Source organism: Bradyrhizobium sp. SZCCHNS3016 (assembly GCF_032484535.1).
In the GTDB taxonomy this organism is placed as follows: Bacteria; Pseudomonadota; Alphaproteobacteria; order Rhizobiales; family Xanthobacteraceae; genus Bradyrhizobium.
Window position 1 is genome coordinate 593,663 of record NZ_JAUETE010000002.1, and the last position, 18,596, is coordinate 612,258.

4 protein-coding genes are annotated in these 18,596 nt (G+C 65.2%); all 4 read right to left on the bottom strand.

What is annotated here, in order from left to right:
- Positions 1 to 66: 66 nt before the first annotated feature.
- On the bottom strand, positions 67 to 15,126 hold the full coding sequence (locus QW881_RS06945) for a VCBS domain-containing protein (protein ID WP_315754110.1): 15,060 nt from the start codon (positions 15,124 to 15,126) through the stop codon (positions 67 to 69).
- Between the two features lie 411 nt (positions 15,127 to 15,537).
- Positions 15,538 to 15,888 carry a hypothetical protein gene (locus tag QW881_RS06950; RefSeq protein ID WP_315754107.1) on the bottom strand — a complete coding sequence of 117 codons (351 nt, stop codon included), beginning with the start codon at positions 15,886 to 15,888 and terminating at the stop codon, positions 15,538 to 15,540.
- Between the two features lie 80 nt (positions 15,889 to 15,968).
- Positions 15,969 to 16,805 carry a transglutaminase-like cysteine peptidase gene (locus tag QW881_RS06955; RefSeq protein WP_316158568.1) on the bottom strand — a complete coding sequence of 279 codons (837 nt, stop codon included), beginning with the start codon at positions 16,803 to 16,805 and terminating at the stop codon, positions 15,969 to 15,971.
- Positions 16,806 to 17,260: 455 nt separating this feature from the next.
- On the bottom strand, positions 17,261 to 18,595 hold the full coding sequence (locus QW881_RS06960) for an HlyD family type I secretion periplasmic adaptor subunit (RefSeq protein ID WP_315754103.1): 1,335 nt from the start codon (positions 18,593 to 18,595) through the stop codon (positions 17,261 to 17,263).
- Position 18,596 lies beyond the last annotated feature (1 nt).

The window sequence follows — 18,596 nt, forward strand, 5'->3', positions numbered from 1 at the left end:
GCCTCCATGAGAAAAGGGCCACCTCATGGGCGGCCCTTTTCTTCTGCTTGTCCCAAGCCGACCGGATCAGACGTGGACCTGCGTCTGGGCGTGGCTGTTGTCGATGATCATCTTGATCACGTCGTCGCCGGCCGTGAGGTTGCCGCCGGTGTCCTTGATCGTCGCGACGTTGGTCCAGCCGGAGCCGGCGTTGATCTGCAGCGTCAGGTCGCCGTTGTTCAGCACGCCACTGCCGTTGGCCGAGGCCAGGCTGGTGTGCCCGCCGCTGTCGACGAAGCGCACCGCGTCGGCATGGTTGCCGGACACGCTGGCCAAGAGGCCCGAGATGTCGATGACGTCGCCGGAGGTCCCGGTCTGGAAATCCAGGATGGTGTCGAGCCCGCCGCCGGCGAGATCACCGGCGTTCCACTTGAACGTGTCGGACCCGCCGTTGCCGGTCAGCTTATCCGAGCCGGCGCCGCCGATCAGGACGTCGTTGCTCGAGGAACCGTTGATGACGTCGTCATAGGCCGAGCCGATGACGCCTTCCATGTTCTTGTAGGTGTCCTGGCCGATCCCGGACAAGGTCGGGCCGGTGGTGTTGCTGCTGCTCTGCGTCAGCGTGAAGGTGATGCCGGCCATCGCATCGGAGAAGTCGAGCAGGTCGATGCCGACGCCGCCATCGATGGCGTCGTTGCCGCCACCGCCGCGGATGATGTCGTCGCCGTCGCCGCCATTGATCGTGTTGGCAGCACTGCTGCCGATCAGGATGTCGTCGCCCGAGCCACCGGTCACGCGCTCGATATTGGCGATCGAGCCGAAGCCGGTGGCCGTGCCGGCGCCGAGATTGACCGTCACGTCCTCGCTGGTGAGGTAGGTCAGCGTATCGCTGCTGCTGCTGCCGAGATCGGCGGTCACGGCCTCGATATTGCTGAGCTTGGTTCCGTTGACGTCGGTGATCACGCCGCCGGCAACCGTGACATAGATCAGATCCTGCGACGACGTCCCCTCGATGACGAACGTGTCGGTGCCGATGCCGCCGTCGACGATGTCGACGCCGTCGTTGACGCCCCAATAGAAGGTGTCGTTGCCGGAGCCGCCGATGGCGACGTCGTTGCCGCTGCCGCCCCGGATGGAGTCATTGCCGGCGCCGCCGTTGATATAGTCGTTGCCGGCGCCGCCGAGCAGCGTGTCGTTGCCGCCGAGGCCGTAGATGCCGTCGTCGTCGGCGCCGCCGTTGAAGTTGTTGCCGCCGCTCGACCCGATCATCACGTCGTAGCCGTTGTTGGCATTGGCCTCGAGCGGGTTGTCGACAGTGGCGGTGATCGCGTCGCCGTCGTTGGCACTGTAGCCGGACAGCCACGGGGCCGAGCCGACCACCCACGACTTGTCCGACAGCGAGTTGATGGTGAGATTGAGCGCACCATTGTCGAGCGCGTTGAAGGCGAGATAGGTCGACACAGACGACACCGAATCGGTCGCCGTCACCTTGTAGACGTACAGGCCCGCGTCGTTGTTGCTCGGATCGCCGGTGAACTGGTTTCCGGTCCGATGGATCCAGCTGTCGTCGCCGGTCGAGCTGTAGACGAGGCTGTAGGTGTAGGTGACCGTCCCCGTTCCGCCTGAGAACAGCGTTGCCGCATTCAGGCTGATCACGTTCGGCGAGTCGGTGTTCTGCGACAGCGCGTAGCGTCCGTCGGCGCTCGTGGTGTCCACGACGGCCAACGGCGCCGGCTCGTTCGTGCCGTTGATGGTCACGTCGATGACCTGGCTGGCCGTGCCGTCGACCGACTTCACGGTCAGCGTGTCGTGCTTGACGTCGCCATTGTTGAGCGCCTGGACGTTGGCCGCCGAATTGTTCAGCGTATAGCCCCAGGCCCCGGTCACCGCGTTGAAGGTGAAGGTGCCATACGTCCCCGCCAGTGAAGCGGGCGTCTGGAACTGGGCTTCCCCGCTATCGACGTCGGTAACCGTCAGGGTCCCGCCGGCCGTCAGCGTGCCGTCCTCCTTGACCGCCCCGCTTGCCGCGCCCGCGATCGACGCCGCATCGTTGACGCCGTTCACCGTGACGGTGACGGTCTGCGTCGTCGTCCCGCCGTGACCGTCGTCAATCTTCACCGTGTAGGTCTGATCGATATGGTCGCTGGCGCGCAGCGACTGGATGTCGGCGTCATTGACGGTGAACGTCCAGTTCACCTTGTGGCCGGTATTGTCGACCGTGGCGTTGAACGAGCCGTAGTAGTTGCTGCCGGCCGGTGTCGTGTAGGTCACGGTCTGGGCATCGCCGTCTACGTCGGTGAAGGCGATCGCGCCGGACGCCCGCTCCACTCCCGGTGTCACGACCGTGCTGGGTTGCACCGAGATGTCGTCGATGACGGCACCACCTGCGCTCGCGAACTTGATCGTCGTCGACGTCGAGGTCGCCATGAACTGGTAGGTCTGCTCCGTCCAGCCAAAGTTCCAGGCGCTCGTCGTCAGAAGGGTCGTTCCGTCGACACCCGATGTCACGGCCGTACCGTAGGTCATCACGTAGAAGTCGACGGTATAGGTCATGCCGACGACGGTGCTGATGGTCTGACTCATCGAGCTCGATGCGCCGTAGAAGTCGGCCGAGCCGCCGTCGGTGCGGCCGCCCACGACGGTGACGGCATGGGCGCCCCCGACCGTCCACGCATCCAGCGTGTAGAAGTTGCCGTTGTAGTAGCCGAACGAGCCGTTCTGGATCAGGTTGCCGCTCGGCGCCGCATAGGAGGCGTCCTCGGTGACGCTTGCAGTGGTCGTTCCGGCTCCGAAGGTCGGCGCGTGGTTCGGCGCCGTGACCGAGCCGGTCTGGCCGCTGGTCACGTTCTCGGCAAAGCCCTGGCCGTCGGTATAGCTGACGTTGGCCGAGATCTTGTGGCCGACGTCGTTGGACCCCAGCGTGTAGGTCGAGCCCGTTGCGCCGTTGATAACGGCGCCGTCCCGCAGCCAGTGATAGACGACGTTCGACGCGGCGCCATCCGGATCGCTGCCGAGATCGGCGGTCAGCGTCTGGCCCTGCGTCGCCGTGCCCGACACCGTCACGCTCGCAGCGCCGTCATTGACCGGCGTGATGGTCAGCGTGAAGGCGTCCGAGACAGCATATTCGCCGTCGCTGGCGTAGACCGTGACGTTGACCGTGCCCGCGAAATTCGCCGGCGGGGTGCCGCTGAAGGTGCCGGTCGTGGCGTCGAAGTGCAACCACGTCGGCAGGTTGCTGCCGTCGCTGAGGTTCGCCGACAGCGTCAGCGGGTTCGCGGTGCCATCGAAGCGGCCATCGACATCGGCAAACGTGTTCGACGGGATGGTGAAGCTGAGCGGCTGATCTTCCGCCGAGCTGCGGTCGGTCAGCGCGTTCTGCAGGACCGGCGCGTCATTGTTGCCGAGGATCTGGATCGTCACCGTCTTGGCGGTGCCGTCCTCCGTGTAGACCGTGAAGCTGTCGGTCAGCGTGGTCTCGCCTTCCTTCAGCGCCTGGATTCTCGGGTCGTTGTTATAGATGCCGTAGGTCCACCTGCCATCGCTGCCGATGTCGTACCAGCCGTAGCCGTTGGCCGTGTTCGAGGACGTCGCCTGCCACACATCGTTGTGCCCGTCGACGTCGGTCGCATTGAGGTCGCCGCGGGCGATGCCGTAGAGCGGGCTGCTCTGGCTGTTGGCGATGCCGCCCTCCTCGGCGATGGTGCCGGTGGCGTCGCCGCTGATCACGGCCGCGTCGTTGACGCCGGTGACCGTGATCTTGAGCGTCGCCGTGTTCGACACCGCGCCCGACGGATCCTTGTCGGTATAGGTGAAGGTGTCCACCGCGGGCACGCCCGCCGCCAGCGCATCGGCCTTGTCGGCGACATAGGTGTAGGAGCCGTCCGAATTCAACGTCAGATGGCCGTAGGCGCCCTCGATCGAGGTGCCGACGCCCGCCCCCTGCGTCACGCTGCCGGTGCCGGCCACGACGCCGGACACGACGAGCGAGCTGACGGGGTTGTCGACGTCGCTGTCGGCCACCGAGCCGCCGGTCGAGCCGCGGATGACGCCATTCGCAACTGAGATGTTGAGCGTGTCATCCTCGAGCACCGCATGGGTGTCGGAGTTCGCCACCGGCGGGTGGTTGGCGGGGATGACCTCGACGCTGACCGTCTGGGTGGCGCTCAGATTGCCGCCGCCGACATTGCCGTTGTCGTTGATGGTGATCGTGACCGACCCCGGGTGGTCGCTGTTCGGCGTGAACACCGCCGATGCCAGATAGGTATTCAGATCGTTGATCTTGAACCCGCTCATCGCCAGCGTCTGCTCGGCGTTGAAGACGCCGAGCGACGGAATGGACAGCGTGCCGCCGGAGATGTCGAACCTCAGGGACTCGACGACATTGCCGTCCGCGTCGGAGAAGGTGATCGCGTTCGCGCCAGTGAAAGCGAACGACGCGCCTTCATCGGCGGTCACGTGCGTCGGGGCATGGATCTCCGGTGCATCGTTGACCGGCACCACGTTGATCGTCAGCGTGCCGATGTCCGTCTGTCCGGCCGCATCACGCACCGTGTAATCCACGGTATCCGCGCCATAGAAGTCGGCCTTGGGCTTGTAGACATAGGTGCCGTCGGCATTGAAGTGAATCGTGCCGCCCTTGGCCGTCGTGAAGTCGCCCGCCACCACGCTCAGCGTGTCGCCGGTGTCCGGGTCGCGGTCGTTGTGCAGAACGCCCTGCGTCGGATCGGACACGGTCAACGTCGTGTCCTCGTTCACACTGGCCGTGTCATCCACGGCCGTGGGAGCATCCTCGATCGGGTTGATGTTGATCGTGATCGTCTGCGTCGCGCTCAGATTGCCGCCGCCGACATTGCCGTTGTCGTTGATGGTGATCGTGACCGATCCCGTCGCGTCGTTGTCGGCTGATGGTGTGAACACCGCCGACGCCAGATAGGTGTTCAGGTCGCTGATCTTGAATCCGCTCATCGAGAGCGTCTGGCTGGCGTTGTAGACGCCGAGAGACGGGATCGCGAACGTGCCGCCGGAGATGTCGAACCTCACGGACTCGACGACATCGCCGTCCGCATCGGAGAAGGAGAACGCGTTCGCGCCGGTGAAGGCGAATGGCGTATCCTCGTTCGTCGTCACGTGCGTCGGCGCATGGATCTGCGGCGCGTCGTTGACCGGGGTCACCGTGACATCGATCGTCTGCAGTGCGGTGTTGACGACGTCGGTGTGGACGTTGCCGTCCGACAACGTAGCCTGGTCGGTAACCTCCGCGACCACCGACAGCGAGAACGTGCCGTTGTAATTCGCGGGCGGCGTGACCTGCAGCGGATGGCTGTCGAACGCGGCGATCGCGGCGGCGCTATCGATCACCCACTTGCCGACGTCAGCGCCGGTTCCGGCATGGCCGACCGAGAAGGTCGCGCCGGCCGGATAACCTGTAATAAGCAGCCGCAGGCTTTCGGAGCCGTCGGTGTCGGTGACGGCGGCACTGATGAGCTTCAGGTTGATCGTGGTGTCCTCGGCACCCGAGGCCGGGCCGAGATCCATGAAGCCCAGCGTCAGCGCGTCCGCCTTCGGTGCGACGTCGACCGTGACATGCGCGGTCGCAGTGCCGCCATCGCCGTCGCTGACCGTGTAGTCGAAGCCGGCAACGCCCGAGAAGTTCTTGTCCGGCGTGAACACCGGATTGCCGTTGGAGAGCGAAACGGTGCCGTGCGTCGCGTTCGACACGCCGCTGACGGTCAAGGTATTGTTGTCGACGTCGGTGTCGTTGTTGAGCAGGCTGAGCAGCGCGTTGACGGTGAGCGGGCTATCCTCACTCGCCTGGACCGCGTCGTCACGAGCCACCGGCGGCGTGTTGAAGACGCCCGTGAGCGAACGGGTGCCGTCGGTGAAGGCAAAGCTCTCGTAATTCGTGAACGTATCGGTCAGGCCGTTGTGGGTGACCTGCACGCCGATCAGCGTCACGCCGTCCGTCGCGAACACCTTGGTGTAGGTCGCATCGGCGAACTTGAAGCCGAACTTCACGGTGTCGGTGTCAGATCCGCCGTCCGACACCACGCTGGTGTTGCCCGCGAACCGGGCGAGATCGAGCGTGTCGTTGCCGGAGCCACCGTTGAACACGATGGTCGACGGCGCGATCGCGGTGCCGCTGATATCGGTGATCGTCACCGTGTCGCTGGCAGTGCCGCCGGTGATCGTGATGCGCTCGATCTCGTCGACGCGGATGGTCGCGCCGTTCGGACCGTCATAGCGCACCAGAATGTCGGTGGCGTTGCTGGCGGACGGATCGTTCAGCGTCGGATTGATCTCGGTACCGGTCGAGGTCTTGCCGATGGTGAAATTGCGCGCATTTCCATCGCCCGTGATCGCGAGCACGTCGTAGTTCGGAAAGGTCGTGCCAGACTCCGAGCCGCCGTCGATGACGTCGCTGCCGTCGCCCACCGTGTAGAGGAAGGTGTCGTTGCCGGCGCCGCCGAACAGCCGGTCGCCACCTCCTCCGCCGATGATGATGTCGTTGCCGGCGCCGCCAAACAGGGCATCGCCGCCCACGCCGTTGCCGCCGACCAGAATGTCGTCGGCATTTGAGCCGTGGGCCTCGGTCACGCCGCCGAGCTTGTCGGTGCCGACCACCTTGTCGGTCACCGCGGCGCGGTCGGTCACGCTGTGAGCCCCGACCGTCTCGCCGAGGACCGTCGCCGAGCTGTCGCCGAGATTGATGAACACAGGCGAGTTCGGCGCGTCATAGCGAGTCGTCGTCACCGTGCCGGCAGCATCGACCCGGACGGTGAAATTGTTGGTGAAGACGTCATGGTCGCGGTCCTCGACCGCGAAGGCGAAATTGATGTCGAGATACTGGTCGGCGGCGCTCGAGGTCCCGATCGGCGCGGGGTGATCGAGCGGCTGCAGCAAGGTGAAATTGTAGGAACCGGTGCCGGCCTCCGACAGCGTCACCGTGAAGACCGCGGCATCAGCCGCGTTGCCGGTCACCAAGCCATTCTGGCCGATGTAGCTGCCACCGCTCATGCGATAGGCGGTCAGCGTGGTGTGATCGGCCGACATGACGTAGGTCAGACCGAAGCCGAGCGAGGTCAGCCCGGAGAGCTGGTGGTTGGCCGCATCGTAGGCGCGCACCGGCGACGCGCCGAGGAAGGTCACCGACGGACCGGAGCTGTCGCCATCGGCTCCATAGGTGATGCGCAGATCGACCGCGCCGGTCGAGACGCTGCCGGCTGCCTCCGAGATCGCGACGGTGTCGACGTCCTGCGACTGCGGGCTGTCATCGTTGACGGTGATGATGATCTGATCGTGCAGCGCAACGGAGTCGCCGTCGGAATCGGTGGCGGTCACCGCCGTCGACAGGTCGAGCGTCAGCGTGTTGTCATGGCCGGTGCCGACGTGGTCCAGCGCGCCCTTCAGACGGAACGAATACTGGCCGGTGTTGGCATCGACCTGGAACTCGAAGATCGTGACGCTGCCCGCCTTGGCGATCAGCGTGTTGTCGACCCCCATGCTGTAGGTCAGCGCCACGCCGCCCGACGTCAGCGACAGCAGCTCGGGCGCGAGGTTGGTCTTCTCGACCGTATAGGTGCCGGGCCTGTCGGCGCCGAACGACACCAGCGAGCTCAGATTGCCGGTGAAGTAGGAATCGTTGCCGTTGCCGTCGCCGTTGAGGTCGCCGCCATGGTTGCCGGTCGCGGTCACCACCGTTCCGTTTGGCAGCTCGCTCTCGTAGACTGCCGCTCTCAACACCGTCGCGGTCGCGACGGGGGTGTCGTCGTCGATCGTCACGGCGAATGACGAGCTGGCGCTGTCGCCATCCGCATCGGTGGCGGTGAAGCCGAAGGTCAGCTTGACGTCGTTCTCGTTCTGGCCGGCCGGATGATCGACGTGCTTCAGCAGCGTGAAGCTGTAGCTGCCTGCACCGGAATCATCGAGCGAGACCTTGAACACCTGGCTGGCCGCCGACGGCGGGTTGCCGTTGGTCGGATTGCTGCCGGTGTAGCCATAGACCGTATTGCCGACGACCCAGAGCTTGACCTGGACGCCCTCGACCGTCAGCGAGCCCGCGTCCGAAGTGGCGTTCTGGCCGTTGGTGATGCCACTGAACGCGACCGCGCGGTTCACGCTGCCGCTGTTGTTGTCGTCGGCGCCCCAGGAGATCGCCAGCGAGCCGTTGGCCGTGACATTGGCACCGGCGACGTCGCCGGTGGCCGCTCCGGTGTTGCCGCCGGAAAGCCCATCCTCGTCGACGGTCCCGGCATCAGCCGTGCCGATGGCGGGCCGGCCGTTGTCGTCATTGATGGTGACGGTGAAGTTGCCGCCGGAGGCGGTATCGCCATCGGCATCGGTCGCGGTGAAGCCGAGCTTCAGCGACAGTGCATTGGTCTGGCCCGAGCCGACGTGATCGACATTGTCCAGGAGCTCGAAGGTGTAGCTGCCGGAGCCGTCGTCGGACAGCGTGATGTGGAACACCTTGCGGTCATTCGTCGTGAGCTGGCCACCATTGTCGTTGGCGACGCCCCAGATCTCGGTGTCCGACACGCGGATGAACTGCACCGCCGTGCCGTTCGACGTCAGCGTCGGGCTGCCTGCGCCGGTGGTCTTGACCACGTCGCCGGTATGGATCGCGCTATCGAATGCGACGCTGCGATTGGCCGCGCCCGAATTGTTGTCGTCGGCACCCCAATTGATGTTGAGCGCGACATCGGCCGCGGTCTGGGTCTGAAACACCTCCGCGCCAGCAGAGCCGGTGGTGTTCTCGGTCAGCGTCGCGGTGGTCGGCGAACCGAGCACCGGCACGTCGTCCTTGACCGAGACGGTGAAGCTGTTGCTGGACGTGTCGCCGTCGCCATCGGTCGCCGTGAAGCTGAACGACAGCTTGACGATGTTCTCGCCGCTGCCGGCGGGATGGTCCAGAGTGCCGAGCAGCTTGAAGCTGTAGGAGCCGTCGTTCTGGTCGCTCAGCGACACTTCGAACACGCGGGTGCCGTGGGCGAGATCGCTGCCGGTGTAGCCGACCAGCACGCCATTCTCGAAGCTGTACTTCACCGTCTGGCCGTCCGACGTCAGCGCCAGGTTGCGGCCTGCGCTGTCCTCGGCGTCGACATTCGCCCCTGCGCTCGTGTAGCGGAAGGTGACCGAGCGGTCGCCGAGCCCGCCGCCCGAGGTCTTGTTGTTGTCGTCGGAGCCCCAGCTGATGTTGAGGTCGCCGCTGACCGCGGTCGACTCCTTGGAGGAATCGGTACCGCTCGGCAGATCGTCCTCATCGACGGTCTTGGCGTCGCCGGCCGCAGCGACCGGCGTGGTGTCGAGCACCGTGACCTTGAAGCTGCTGGTGACGCTGTCGCCGTCGGAATCCGTGGCCTTGAAGCCGAACGTCAGCGGCAGGCTGTCGTCGTTCTGGCCGGACGCCGGGTGGTCGATGTTGTCGTACAGCGTGAACTTGTAGCTGCCATCGCCGCTGTCGGACAGCTGGATGGTGAAGACGGTGCGGTGATCCGCGGTGACCGCCGTCAGCAAGGTGCCGTCGCCGGAGATGGTGTAGCTGATCGCCGAGCCGTCGGAGGTCAGGCCCGTGGCGCCGGCGGCGGTCGTGAAGGCCACCGCGCGGTTGTGCCCGACACCCGCATTGTTGTCGTCGGCCCCCCAGGAGATGTCGAGGCTGCCGGTCTGGACCGTCGAGTTCGATGCATCCGGATGGCTGGTGTCGTAGCCGTCGGTCGGCAGGTTGGCCTCGCTGACGGTCTCGTCCTCGGCGCAGCCGACGGTCGGCACGTCGTCCGTCACCGCCACCGTGAAGCTGCTCGCGGCGCTGTCGCCGTCGGAATCGGTGGCCTTGAAGCCGAAGCTCAGCGCCAGGCTGTCGGTGCCCGACTTGCCATGGTCGAGGTTGTCGAGCAGCGTGAACTTGTAGCTGCCGTCGCCGTCATCGCTCAGCGTGACGATGAAAACGGTGCGGTGATCGGTGGTGACCGCGCTCAGCGTGGTGCCGTCGGTCGAGACCACATAGCTCACCGTATAGCCGTTGGACGTCAGCCCTTCCGGTGCGGTCGTGTCGAAGAACGCCACCGAGCGGTTGTTGGTCGCGCCGGAATCATTGTCGTCGGCGCCCCAGGAAATCGCGAGGCGGCCGGTCTGCACGGTGGAGTACGGCGAATCCGGGAACAGGACGTCGTAGAGATCGGTCGGAAGGTTGGCTTCGCTGACGGTCTCGCTCTCGGCGTGCCCGATCGTCGGGACGTCGTCGACCACGGTGACGGTGAACGTGCTGCTGCTCGAATCGCCGTCGGAATCGGTCGCGGTGTAGTCGAACGTCAGCTTGACGACGTTGCTGCCCTGCCCGGCCGGATGATCGAGATTGCCGAGCAGCTTGAAGGTGTAGGTGCCGGTGCCGTCGTCATCGAGCGAGACTTCGAACACGCGCTGCCCGAAATTGAGGCTGTTGCCGGTGTAGCCGACCAGCACGCCATGATCGAGGGCGTATTTCACCTGCTGACCGTCCGAGGTCAGGCCGCTGAGGCCGACATCGCTGCCGTTGGTCACATGGACGTCGGCGGCAGCGTTGGACGTGTTGGCGAAGCGGACCGAGCGATCGGCGGCGCCGCCGTCGTTGTTGTCGGCACCCCATTTGATGTTGAGCGCGCCGGTCACCTGAGGATCGCGGCTGCTGCCATCGTGGCCGCCGAAATCGTGACCGCCGAAATCGGGGCCGCAATCGCCACCGCCAGCGTTGAGATTAGCTTCGTTGATGCTCTTGGCCGTCCCGGTATGCGCCTCCGGGCTGTCGTCGTTGACGCTGACCTTGAACGTGCCGCTGACCTGATCGCCGTCGGAATCGGTGGCGACGTATTTCAGCGTCAGGGCGATGCTGTCCTCGGTGTTGGGCACCGGGTGATCGAGATTGTCGAGCAGCGTGAAGCTGTAGGAACCGGAATCGAGGTCGGACAGCTTCACAGTGAACACGGCGGCATTGGCCTTGTTGCTGGTCCAGTTGCCGTTGCCGTCGATGTAGTGCTGTCCGTCGAAGCGGTAGGCCGTGATCAACGTGCCGCCTTCGCTGACGCCGTAGGTCAACGCGACGCCGTTCGAGGTCAGGTGCTGCGCGGCGAGCGTGGTGGTGGCGTCGGATGCGAAGGTGACGGCGCGGTCGCCGTTCACCGATGACGCACCGGTGATCCCAACATTGCCGAGATTGTTGGCGCTGTCGCTGCCCCAGGAGATGCCGAGATCGCCCGTTGCAACCGTATTCTGGCCGGGAACGTCGCTAGGTCCGCCGGCGAGCCCGGTGGCTAGCCCGTCCTCATCGACCACGCCGGTCGCAATCTCCCGGTTCAGCACCGGCGCGTCGTCGTTGATCTTGACCTTGAAGGTGTCGGAGACCGCATCGCCATCCGAATCCGTGGCGACGAAGCCGAGGGTGAGCGTGACGTCGTCCTCGGTGTTGTGGGCCGGATGATCGATATTGTCGATCAGCGTGAAGCTGTAGGACCCCTGCCCCTGGTCGGACAGCGACACCGTGAACACCGCAGCCGTGGCCGGATCACCGGTGGCATGGCCCTCGCCGTCGACGTAGGTCTGATGCGCTTCATCGTAGCGGTAGGCGGTCAGCATCGTGCCGCCGGCGGACACGGTGTAGGTCAGCGCGACGCCGTTCGAGGTCAGATGCTGGCCGGTGAGCGTCGAGATCACGTCGGAGGCGAAGGTGACGGCGCGGTCGCCGTTGACCGGCGCACCGTTGATGCCGCCGTCGACATGGCTGTTGGCGCTGTCGACGCCCCAACGGATGCCGAGGAAGTCGGTCACCGTCAGATTGGCGCCCGCAGCGTCGTTGCCATCCGCGTAGGAATTGCCGGGATTGCCGAGACCATCCTCGTCGACCACGGAGTAGCTGACGCGCTCGCCAAACACCGGGGCGTCGTCGTTGACCTCGACATTGAAGCTGCCGTGGATTGCGTCGCCGTCGGAATCGGTGGCGACAAAGCCGAAATACAGCCCTTGATTATCCTCGCTGCCGCGGACCGAGTGGTCGAGATTGCCGGTGAGGTTGAAGGTGTAGGAGCCGTTGTCCTGATCCGACAGCGAAACGGTGAACACCGTGGCGCTGGCGAGGTCCTCCGTCGGCTTACCGTTCGCGTCGACATAGGTCTCGTGGGCGGCGTCGTAGCGATAGGCCGTCAGCAGCGTGCCGTTCTCGGAGACGTGATAGCTCAGCGCAATCCCGTTCGACGTCAGCCCCAGCTCCTCGAGCGAGGGAACCGTGTCCGCGGCGAAAGTGACGGCGCGATCGCCCTTGACCGACGCGCCATCAATGCCGCCGTCGACATGGCTGTTGGCGCTATCGGCGCCCCACAGGATGGCGAGCGTCTTGGTCACCGTCAGATCGGCGCCGGCGACGTCGCTGCCTTCCACGTAGCTGTCGCCGGCATTGCCGAGACCGTCCTCGTCGACCACACCGGCGCTCGGCGCATCGCCGAACACCGGCGCGTCGTCGTTGACTTTCAGGGTGAAGCTGTCGGTCACCGCGTCACCGTCGGAATCCGTGGCGACGAAGCCGATGTTGAGCGTGATGTCGTCCTCGGTGCCGTGCACCGGGTGATCGAGATTGCCCTTCAGCTCGAACGTGTATGAGCCGCGGTCCTGATCGGACAGCGACACCGTGAACACCGTCGCGCCGGCCGAGTCCGCCGGCTTGCCGTCGGCGCCGACATAGGTCTCATGCTCGGCGTCGTAGCGATAGGCCGTGAGCAGCGTTCCGTTGTCGGACACGAGGTAGGTGAGACCGAAGCCGTTCGAGGTGAGATTCTGGGCGTCGAGCGTCGCGACCACGTCGGCCGCGAAGGTCACGGCGCGGTCGCCATTGACCGGCGTGCCATCGATGCCGCCATCGACATGGCTGTTGGCGCTGTCGGCGCCCCAGCGAATGCCGAGCGTATCGGTGACCTTCAGGTCTTCGCCATAGGCGTCGCCGTCATCCTTGTAGCTGTTGCCGGCGTTGCCGAGGCCGTCCTCGTCGACCACCGAATAGCTCGGCTTCTCGCCGAAGCTCGGGGCGTCGTCATTGACCTTCACCGTGAAGGTGTCGGTGATCGCATCGCCATCGGAATCGGTGGCGACGAAACCGATGTTGAGGGTGATGTCATCCTCGGTGCCGTGCACCGGGTGATCCAGGTTGCCCGACAGCGCGAAGGTATAGGAGCCATGACCCTGGTCGGACAGCGACACCGTGAACACCACGGCGCCCGACAGCCCCTCGCCTTCCAGCGGCTTGCCGTTGGCATCGACATAGGTCTCGTGCGCGGCATCATAGCGATAGGCGGTCAGTACGGTGCCGTTCCCCGACACTTCGTAGCGCAGGGCAAAGCCGTCGGAGGTCAGATCCTGCGCCTCGAGCGAGGCCACCACGTTTGCGGCGAAGGTGACGGCGCGGTCGCCGTTGACCGGCGTTGCGTTGATGCCGCCGTCGACATTGTTGTTGGCGTCGTCGGAGCCCCAGCGGATTCCGAGCGTATCGGTGACCGTCAGGTCTTCGCCATAGGCGTCGCTGCCATCGGCGTAGCTGTTGCCGGCATTGCCGAGACCGTCTTCGTCGACCACCGAATAGCTCGGCTTCTCGCCGAAGCTCGGGCCGTCATCGGCGACATTGACGGTGAAGGCGCTGTTGACGGGGTCGCCGTCGGCGTCGGTCGCGACCACCTTGAAGGTCAGCGGCAGCGACGCGTCGTTGGCGCCGTTGTGGTCGATATTGTCGGACAGGGTGAAGGTGGCGCTGCCGGAGCCGGTGTCGGACAGCGACACGGTGAAGATGGTGCGCGCGCCCTCACCCTCACCTGCGGTCGCGATGATCTCGGTGCCGTTGGCCGACAGCGTGTAGGAGATGGCCTCGCCGTTCGAGGTCAGGCCCAGCGCCTGCAAGGTCGCGATCTCGGACGCGTCGAACACCAGCGAGCGGTCGCCGTCGACCACGGTTCCGTTGGAGCCGCCATCGACCTTGCTGTTGCCGTTGTCGGCGCCCCAGCCGATGTGGAGATCCACGCTCGCCGTGGTCGGCTCGAAGCCGTCGCCGCCCACGACCTTGGCGACGAGCTCGCTCTCGCCGCCGCCTTCACTGGCGCCGCCGGTGTGCTCGGCGACATTGATCGCCTCGACGGTGCCGGCGACCGGCGAATCGTCGTTGACGCCGATCACGATCGTCACCGGCGCGGTGTCGCCGCTGCCGTCGATGGCGATGACGTTGATGGTGAGGTTCAGCGTGTCTTCGGTGCCGAAGACCGGATGATCGAGCGGCTGCAGCAGCGTGACCGTATAGGTCCCCGCGATCGTCGAGTTGGCGTCGAGCGTGACGGTGAAGACCTGGTTGGCGACGATCGAGGGATCACTGCCGATATAGCCGATCAGCTCCGGCTGGCCGTTGACGGTGGTGATCGCAAAATGCACCTCCTGGCCGCCGGACGTCAGCCCGGCAAGACCAGGCTGTGACGCCGCAAACGCAAAGGCGCGGCCGATCACGTCGGTGCCGAAGTCGACGTTCAGCGAACCGGTAAAGCTCGTCGCCACGCCGCCGATGTCGCCGCTGCCGCCGGGCCGGCCTTCGGACAGGCCGTCCTCATTGAGCACCACGCTGTCGGCGACGCCGGCAATCGGCGTCGGATTCGGCGTGACCGGATTGTCGCCGAATTTGGTGGTGGTGTCCTCGGCTCCCAGCAGCCCAAGCGGCGTGCCGCCGATCAGCGCATCGATCTTGAAAGTCCCGAAGTTCGCTCCGGCAGGCACGCCCGGCGCACCGGGCGTTCCCGCGGCGGGCAGCACCGACTGGTCGGTGGTGATGGGAAACAGCTCGGCGAACTGATCGCCATTGATGATTCGGTCGGGGCCGACCTCGAAGCTGACGTCCTTCAGCGGGGCGCCGTTGGTATCGAAAACCGGGTCGATGGACACCGTCGACTGATTGTCGAACAGGATGATGAGGCGGTTGCCTATCTTGACGAAGGTCAGCCGCTCGCTGGCGATGTCGCTGAAATCGATCTGGCTCTGACCGTCGAGATGAACCGTAATGGCTTGGTTGCCCGGCGGTTTGCCGATCTTGAGGTGCTTTGCAGAGGCGCTGGATGGCTGCGAGGACGTGCCGGTCAACTGGGCCAGCAGGACAGGAGCATTCATGCGCCAAAACCTCCAAATATGGGGCGCTTTGGTGGCGCTCCCATTTCTATCGTTAAACTATTATTAAACGAGAATACGGGTCAATATTACCGGTTCTTGTTAATCAGACTTTAGGGACTTTGGGTAAATGCAGTCAAGTGCAGCGGCATTTATGAAGGTAAATTAGTCCGCGCCTATGCTTCCGCGCTACGCATGGCGCAGCCGGAAAGACAAGATTAAATCGGGTTTTGGCCTGGAGAATTACTACTGATCTGCAGTTGTTCCGCGCGCAATACTTGCGGAACAGCACGCACGCTGTCGTGAATATGAGCTGAGCGCCATGAAATGGCCGAAATGGAACTCCGCCTCTCGCGAATTATTTGCGAAAGGTGGGAACTATTCTTGAAAGAGGTTGTGCAGCGGCAGAATGCCTCAGATGCGGCTGACCACGCAGGCGACCGGTTCATATTTGCGAAAATACAACAGCGCCTGGTCACCGATGCCATCGAGCCACACGCCGCGGCCCGCGTAGCGATAGCCGTCGCCCATCGGAACGAGACGGACCGGAATCGCGTGGCGAGGATGGAGGTAGAGTTGCGCGGTGACGATCTCGCCCGGCGCGAGCACGGGACGAGAGCGCAGCACGTAACTGCCGCCATTCTCGCAGGCGATCGCAAACGCCGCGCCCGGCAGCACCACGGCGTCGGCCCGCGCGCTGCCGATCATCCCACCGATCGCCGACAGGACCACTGCCCCGCAAACCATGACTTGCTTGATATTCACCGCGGCCCCCTGCTCGCCAGCTTCCCAGCGTGCATTAAGACCGCAAACGGCGCCGGCTACAAGTCGTTCGGCTGCGACATTCAGAGCAGCAACGGCCGCCCCGGATCCCGGCCGCCGCCGATGTCGGCCTCCGCCGCCGGCGTCACGTCGCTCTCGCTTTCGTGGTGCGGCCGCTCGGCATAGGGCGCCGCGAACAGGCTGACGCCGCGGTGATCGATTGCAAACAGCGGCATGAAGGACTGCAGATCTCGTCCTTCCATCAGAGCGGCCCGCCGATTGTCGAGCACGAACCACTTGCCCTCGAGCCGGACTGCGACGACGGCGTGATCCTGCCGCACGGCGAGGTCCCGGACCAGCAGCAGCTTGAGATCGGATTCCGGCGTTCCCGCCGCCAGCAACAACGCGTATTTCGCGATCGCGTAGTCCTCGCAGTCACCGAGGCCGCTGCGCAAGGTCTGCAGTGGCGAACTCCAGACGTCCGGCAGGCCGTGTTGCTGATCGTCGCTGACGTAGCGCACCGCCTGGTTGACGCCGCGATTGATGATTTCCGCGCGTGCACGACCTTCGCTGGCGGCAGCCGCCGACCGCATCAGCGCGACGAAGAAGCGCTCCGACGCCGAGCAGCGCGCGTCATCGCCGTTGCAGCGCTCGGTCGACATCCACTCGCTCGCCATCGCAGCCTGGATGCCGCGCCATTTCACCCACAGCACGCCTTCGGGTGCGCGGAACGTCATCAGGCCGAACGGCTCGTCGCTGGGATTAGCGACCGCCGGCCCCTGCGAGGCGTCGCTGACTGATCCGGCGCGGCCGGCCGGGTCGGTCGATGCCACTTCCACAGGCCCGGAGGCCGCACGACGCAGGCCGTCGTGCTTGGCGAGCACGGCATTGATGGTGAAGAAACGGACGGGCGGCGGCACCGGCAGCGCGCTATCCGCAGTGCCCTGCGGAGATCTACGATTTGAAGTCTCGGCAAACGCAGCGCCGGCACAACCGGCCACGACCGACAACACAAGCGCAAGCTCCAGCGCGCGCGGGAGAGCCCGCGGCCGATCGATCCGCAACATCAGTGACGCCCCGTATGCTCCGGGGCATCGGCCGACGTCATCGCGTCGATCCCTGTCCCGGTTGTTGTCGGATCAGGGATAGGGCCGGCGCGGCTTCGGGCCGGTTAAACCGCGGTGATGTTCGCGGCCAAGCTGCGAACGCGACTAATCGCGGCCGACCAAATCGCGTCGCATTTGAACGATTCAGAATTTGGTAACGCAGGCCGGCTCGCTCAGCCGCGGATCAGCGCAGCGACTTCTGGGATCTCACATATTTTTCGCGGAGAACCGGGTATCGCTGCACTCACACGAGCTGCCCGCGCCTGCGCTCAGCGCTCGCGCAGCGCCTCGTCGCGCAGCATGCGGGCAGGCTTGACCAGATAGTCCAGCACCGATTTCTTGCCCGTCAGGATCTCGACGGTCGCGACCATGCCCGGGATGATCGGAAGCGGCTGCTGGGCGGTCCCGAGATGGTTCTTCTCGGTGCGCACCATCACCCGATAGAAGGTCTCGCCACGCTCGTTCTTGTCGCCCTTCTCGTCGGTGATGGTATCGGCGCTGATGCGCTCGACGCGCCCGTACAAGGAGCCGTACACCGAGGAATCATAGGCGCTGAGCTTGACCACCGCCTCGTGGTTGGGACGGATGAAGGCGATGTCCTGCGGACGGATGCGGCCTTCGACCAGCAGCGTGTCATCGAGCGGCGTGATCTCCATCAGGCTGGCGCCTGGCGCGACCACGGCGCCGATGGTGGTGACGTTGAGCCTGTTGACGATGCCGCGCACGGGCGAGCGCAGCTCGGTCCGCCGCACCCGGTCCTGGGCCGACTTGATGTTCTCTTCGAGCACGGCGAGATCGCCGCGCGACTTGGCGAGATCGTCCTCGGCCTGGGCGCGAAACGCCGTGACGATGTTGAGCCGGCGCGCGCGCGCCTCCTGCACTGCGGCCTCGGTCTTCACGATGCTCGCCTGTACCACCGCGAGCTGCCCCCGCATGTCGGTGGCCTGGCGGTCGGCGCGGAGCATCTCGATCTCCGGCACCACCTTCTGGTCAAACAGCTTGCGGGTCAGCCCCAATTCGCGATTGAGCAGCGCCAACGTCTCCGAGAAGCGCTTCTCGGTTGCCCTGAGCTCGTCGATCTCCTTGCTCTTCTGCTGCTCCTGCTGCTGCACGACGTCGATGTCCTGCGCGAGCTTGCGCGCATGGGCGTCGAACACGGCGCGTTCGCTCTGCACCGCGCGCGGGGCGTCCGCGACGAGCTCCTCGGGAAACTCGACCGGGCTGCGGCCCTCGGTTTCCGCCGCCAGCCGGATCACCCGCGCCGCCATCGCGCCGCGGCGCTCGCGGATCTCGCCGAACTGCGACGCAAAATTGGTGTCCTCGATCCGCGCCAGCGGCTGATCCTTTTCGACGATCGCGCCTTCCTGCACCAGGAGATCAGCGATGATGCCGCCTTCCAGCGATTGAACCACCTGGGTCTGGCGCGACGGCACGACCTTGCCATTGCCGCGCTTGACCTCGTCGAGCACGGCGAAATGCGCCCAGATCAGGAAGGTGAAGAACAGGCCGAGCGAGGCCAGCAGCAGCATCCGCGCCGTCTTCGGCGTGCGCAGTTCGACGGCAGCCCTGATGTCGTTGGAGAACGCGAAATCGCTGAGCGCCATG